This window comes from Lichenihabitans sp. Uapishka_5, assembly GCF_033947565.1.
GTDB lineage: Bacteria > Pseudomonadota > Alphaproteobacteria > Rhizobiales > Beijerinckiaceae > Lichenihabitans.
This window is the reverse complement of the sequence record NZ_JARPVX010000139.1, coordinates 1-5,494: the sequence shown is the minus strand read 5'-3', so window position 1 is coordinate 5,494 and position 5,494 is coordinate 1. Positions and strand designations below refer to the sequence as shown.

General features: G+C 63.5%; 5 protein-coding genes. 1 reads left to right on the top strand and 4 read right to left on the bottom strand.

The window, feature by feature from the left end:
• On the top strand, nt 1-317 hold a 317-nt coding region (locus P7D22_RS22155), incomplete at its 5' end, for a hypothetical protein (protein ID WP_319936423.1).
• Between the two features lie 215 nt (nt 318-532).
• Here the strand turns inward: P7D22_RS22155 and P7D22_RS22150 are convergent.
• The 4 genes from P7D22_RS22150 to P7D22_RS22135 all read right to left on the bottom strand — a co-directional run bounded on the left by P7D22_RS22150 (nt 533) and on the right by P7D22_RS22135 (nt 5,266).
• Complete coding sequence (locus tag P7D22_RS22150; protein WP_319936422.1) at nt 533-1,999, bottom strand: hypothetical protein; 1,467 nt, start codon at nt 1,997-1,999, stop codon at nt 533-535.
• 376 nt (nt 2,000-2,375) lie between these two features.
• Nucleotides 2,376-3,911, bottom strand: a complete 1,536-nt coding sequence (locus P7D22_RS22145; RefSeq protein WP_319936421.1) for a C25 family cysteine peptidase — start codon at nt 3,909-3,911, stop codon at nt 2,376-2,378.
• A 90-nt stretch (nt 3,912-4,001) separates the two neighbouring features.
• Nucleotides 4,002-4,253 carry a hypothetical protein gene (locus P7D22_RS22140; protein ID WP_319936420.1) on the bottom strand — a complete coding sequence of 84 codons (252 nt, stop codon included), beginning with the start codon at nt 4,251-4,253 and terminating at the stop codon, nt 4,002-4,004.
• 17 nt (nt 4,254-4,270) lie between these two features.
• A complete protein-coding gene (locus tag P7D22_RS22135) occupies nt 4,271-5,266 on the bottom strand; it encodes a hypothetical protein (protein WP_319936419.1) in 996 nt (331 codons plus the stop codon).
• Between the last annotated feature and the right edge of the window lie 228 nt (nt 5,267-5,494).

Below are 5,494 nucleotides of genomic sequence, written 5' to 3'. Positions count from 1 at the left end.
AGCCGGGCACTGTGATGGCCTCATCAGCTACACCACGTCAGGGGACACGATCCGGAACAAAAATGGCCAAACAGGCGCAAACCCTCGATTTCGAAGCCAAGCAGGTCCGCAAGGGCAGGCCAAGGCATACCCCAGGCAAGGGGGCGCCCGTCCGCGCGGACGGAAGACGCGCGATGCTCGTGTACCTGGATGAGGACGTAATCCTGCAGATAAAGGCAGCGGCCCTGGTCCAGAAGGTGAATGCCTACGAAATCATCGAAGAGGCTGCGCGAGCGTGGTTGCATCAGCGCACGATGCCCAAGGACAATCGATTCTGAAGGGGCTCCGGGAGTGGCATGGTTCGAATTGTTGGGGGCCGACTGCACGATGTTCAGCCCTCGATTGCCATCCTCGAAATCCCGCTCAGGCCTTGATCAACGCCCACCACGCACCGCCTTGAAGCCCACGCCGCAACATCCCGGAGCGGGCTTGCACCACGTCATTCCCTTCCGCGCCTTGATCTCGATCGAACGTGCACGCGAATCCACGAAATCTAGATGGACGCCAGCATGTCCATCTCTTCCTCATGGTCTCGGATGGTGCGTTTCAAGGTCTCCGTCAGTGCTTCTGCGAGCGCGCGGCGTATGCTGGTTTCGTTCGCCGTCCTCCACATCTCGGCGGTGCTCATGTGGTGCGTCGAGTTCGGAGTTCTGGCGGATGACACCTCCTTGGCCCAAACCGAAGCCTCCTGCATTTCTGCATCGGTCGGCGGGACTTCTCCCAGCAATACCGGATCGGAGCTCACCCTCAGACCAGGGTTTCGATCATCGTAACCGAACGCGGTCAGGGCCATGCAGAGCACGCCTTGCAATTCCGCTGCGAACCCGAGCCGCGCTGGCCCTGTTGAAGGCCAGTCGACATGGAAGCACTCGCGCCGGGATCGACTGCGGAGGGTGTCCTGGTCGATCCAGGTCGCCAGCTCTATGCTGGCCTCCGGTTGTGGGCCGCTGAGACTCCACGCCAGGGAGATACGTGCATCCCAAGCGGACGGGATCGCGTCCGTGATGCGTGAGACGATCAAGTGCAGCCTTGGGGGCATGGTGCTCTTGTACACGATGCCGTCGATGACGAAGAGGTCACCCGCGCGTTGAAGACAGTCCGCCTCGGCGTCCTCCCGCGCTTGCACATCGCGTCTGTTCTCGCGGCGCACGGGACCGACGACGTCGTCCACGCTCAGGCATATGGAAGATGGCCCGGCTTGGCGAGACAGGAATGGATTGTCGGCCCACGCACGTCCGTCGCCTACCGCTTCGCGGAACTCCTGAACGTCGATCGGGCGCCAGGATCCGGGCGCGAGGATCGGGCGAACGGCAAAGCCCTCGACCAACCTGATCGGCAGCGGACCGCTTTCGTCGGGGCGGCACAGTTCCAAGACGATCGGTGCGTCGTTCGACTGGATCACGTGCAAGCGAGCGAACGCCGAGGCCTCGGCATAACGCGTGTCACCATTCCCATGACCAGACCACGCCCTCCAAGGGTATCGAAATTCGACCGCGTCTGACTGTCCAAGTGGCGTCCCGTCCAGGCTGTCCAGCGCGATCGTGCCGTCGAAGGCCGCGAGGGCGCGCTTCGCGACAGCGGCGTAGTCCGGAACCCTGCATCCCGCTACCAAGAGGCTGCGGATCAGTCGCCTTTCATGCCGCGGGATCATGTCGAGCCTGCCGGTTGCAAGAGCGTAGGCATACCTGAAGGCCTTCAGGGTGATGCAACGTCCACCGTCCCATCCCGGCCAGCTCTCGGATGCGAGCACGCGCTTGGCGGGGAACCGATCCAAGAGAGCGTTCGTCACGATGCAGACGCTGGCCTCGCGATTTGGGCCGACCGCCTCGATGGCCGGTTCCGCGTACCGGTACAGGTCCACTTCGTGGCTGTACTTTACCGCCGTGGAAGGGAAACGATCGAGTGGGAACCGCTCCACGCGTAGAAGCATGTGCGTGAGATACTTCCAGTCGGCGCACATGTCCGTTGTCGACACCGTCGAAGCGTTGGGCAGGGCTCAGTTCTCCAATCGAATCGGTTCCATGAGCAGGATCGCTCGTGGCCTTCGTTACGCGCAAGCGTCAATGCATGTCGGTGGTGGGCGACCGTCTGTCGTCCGCCTTCAGGAATGTATGCGGGCTGGATCACTGCAGCTCCTTCAAAACTTTTAGCTGCGGAACCAGCCCGCTTGGCAGCAGGATTACGGGGCAACTTGCAAGGCGCGCAACACGTCGACTGGCCACACCCTTTCACCACCGATCTATACCACAGCCACCCGACTGGAGATTGGAGTCTCGTACCGGCCTCAGGGACGGGGCGACGCCGCCTTTGCTTCATCAAGGCCGGATCACAATCGCTCAGCGGCTCTCGGCCTCGTGGACGGCCGCTACCGCGTCGCCGACAAGCTGGACGCTCAGGACCCGGTATGAGGGCTTGGCGACTCCGGCGGGTCCACCGTAGTGGTCCGGTCCCCGTTCCACGACCAGAGCCAATCTGCGGTCGTCAACCAGCGCACCGGCAGCCCGTGAATGTTGTTGGCTGCCCCTTACTGCATAGATCCGGGGCTCAGACCTGAATCCTCTTGAAGCAGCCAGGGACCGGAGGCGGTCGAGGGATGCGGGCCCACGGCCCACGGCGCGGCCGAGGCGGGTCGCCGAACCGGCCGCGGCATTGCCGGCCGCTTCCAGCGCTACGCGCCGCAGCTTTCGGCCTGCCGAGGCGTCGGCCAGAGTGTCAGTGTCGACGGGTTGTTCGGAGTCTACCTTCATCGCCTGTGCCTTCGGAAACGGAGTTTGCGATGGGTCGCCATAGAGGACGAACTGGGCAAGGGTCTTGAGGTTGAGGGGGTTCGACATGACCTGCCGCCGGACGAACTCCTGTCGCGCCTCGAGCAGCGATCGCCCCGTGGACGCGTTCTTCAGCACTGCGCCCAGGAAATACTGTGCGAGGAGATCCGCCTGCCCGTTGGTCGATCGCGGCGCGTACGACAGGGTCGTGCTCCCGACAAAGGCAGCGGCGCCGCCAAGGGCGTAGGCGAACGCCATCGGGGCCTGATCCAGCCCCTTCCCTCCCGTCCCAAACAGCTGCGCTCCGTAGCAGCACTCGGCGACGACCACCGCCCCGGGAGCGACCAGCGGGCGCACCAACCCGCTGTCCATGCACACGGGGTACACGCCGTCGAGCGCCCCCCGAAAGCATGGGTCGGCATCGGCCCCGTGGCAATTTATGAAGTGGATCGCGCGACCGAGAAGCGGGTTGATCGCGACGTGCGCGGATTCAGGAGACAGCAGGAGGTCGTCGTGATTCCCGAACACGCACGATAGGCTGGCCTTCGTCGAGCCTTCCCAGTCGGCCGCGCTCAGGCAGAAGTACGACGGCGCCGTGCCGCCGGTGGCGGGCTTGGCATCCACGGCGAAGTCCAGAAGCTTCAGGAGTTCGTCGTGCCGTCCGAAGCCTCGTGGAACCGGGATGCGGCCGACCACGCGCGTCACGGACAGGTATGCATCTGCGCGGCGGCTGAACGGTGCAGGCGAGGCGTACGGCAGGTCGCTGTCTATCGCGAGGTCGGCATCGTAAAGGCCGGGTATCCGGTCGAGGGATACATGCGGGACCACGTCCGGTCCGTCCAGCAGGACCACGTAGTCCGGACGGATGCGGGCGTAGATTGCGTCGACCGCGGCCTTGGCCCCCTCTTGATCCTGCGGATCCGTGACTGCGGTTCCTCCCAGCTCGCGCATCAGTGCGTCGTCGGCGATGTCGATCGCGGCGGTCGCCAGTCCGCGCCCGGCATCCGCCCGAACGAGGCGCTGGATCGCTTCCCCTATGCGGTCGACGGATGACGCGCCGTACTTTGCCCCAAGTCCCCGTGTGCTGCAGACGATCACCTTGTCCATGTCCAGCCACCCCGCCGTGCCTTGGACCTGACGGTCCTCCGCTCCAGCACCTTGAGAGAGCCGTCGGCCAAAACACCGGTTGGCGAAAGGTTAGTTGCCGGGCGTCGGGCAGTCGGGGCATTCCTGAGTGGGACGCGTCTTGGCCTCCGGCAGCTCCTTGAGAATGCTCTTGGCGTAGGCGATGAGCGTTGCCGACGCTGCCAGCGTGAGGCCGTTGTCCTGGCAATACTTGCAGAAGTCGACTTGCCTCTCGTTGGCGGCAAGGCGAGCGAAGGCGTCGAAGACGATCTCGACGGGTATGTCATACCGGTCCGACGCCTTTGCGGGAACATGATCACTCATCGATGAACCTCCATCGGTCAGGGCGACATCCTGGTAAGGCTGCTCGTCAGCTTGCTGATGTCGTTTTGCTGATTGTAGTCCCGCTGGCGGTCGAGGGCCCCAGCGGCGACGGCCTTCTGGCGCTCGCTGGGCGCCACGGTAAGGTACCCCGCCTCGTCGAAGCGCGGAAGCTTGTTCCGGTCGGACGGAAGGCGGAGCAGGACGATGATGGTGTGCTTATCCTCGCGGCTGTTGTCGACCGTCGCGGAGACGCTCGTCGGCACGTAGGCGTGCGTCACCGGACTCAGGGCGAAGACCGGGTCCAGGTTGCCGGTGTTCTTGGTGGTGAAGGTGATGGTGTCGGTCATCTCGGCGGTTGTGTAGTCCGTGTTGCTCGATCCGCCGAGGTTCCCGAGCTGGTTGGCGACCGTGAAATGATGCACCAACGAACGTATTCGCGTCAGCCCCGCCGACGGGAAGGCGTAATTCGCCGCCCCCGGCACGCTGGCACAGGTCTGTTCGGGCAGTTGCCTGGCCAGGCTGTCGAAGCTGTCGAATATCCTAAAATGTCGGCTGACCTCCCTCGTGCGGTCGTTCTTGGTTGCCAAGCCTATGCTGTTCGTGCCTGACAGGAACTTCTCGAAGATCGTCAGACCCACGCCGCTGGTGTTCACCTCCGTCGTGTCGATGGTGAAGTCGTCTGCGACGGTCGCGTCCTTGTAGTAGGTGAATAGGCCTCGTAGGGGCTGGGAGAAGCGACCGTAGTCGAGGCTGTGGAACAGGACGGGGTTCTCCCGCAACCGCCTGGCCTCCTCTGTGCCGGAGAGGCCGTCGTAGGCGATGCCGTCGCCCAGGAGTGAGGTGTTCGTGGTGATCTCGTTCCTGATGGCGTCGCGCGTATGGCAACGTATCAAGGTCGCGATCTGGTTGCTGTCGAGTCCGACGGTATCCTCCGGAAGCGGGTAGATCGAACATCCGGAAAGGCTGGCGGCGACGGCAGGAACAGTCGACCATCGTAGTATCCGATGCAACATGTAAACCGCTGATCAAATCGACTGGAATATGACGTCATCATACGTCGCAGGCCGTCTCTGTCTGTGTCCGGCATGCAACGGAGATCGACATTCGGAGCGCTGGCCTGCGATGTGCTGAAGCAGGATCAAGCCTCCACTAGGAGCAGAGTTCGCGAACCCGCTGAGATACCACTGAACTGAACCGCCCCTGGTTTGCCGGAGGCCCCAACTCCTGAGAGGACGGGGCTA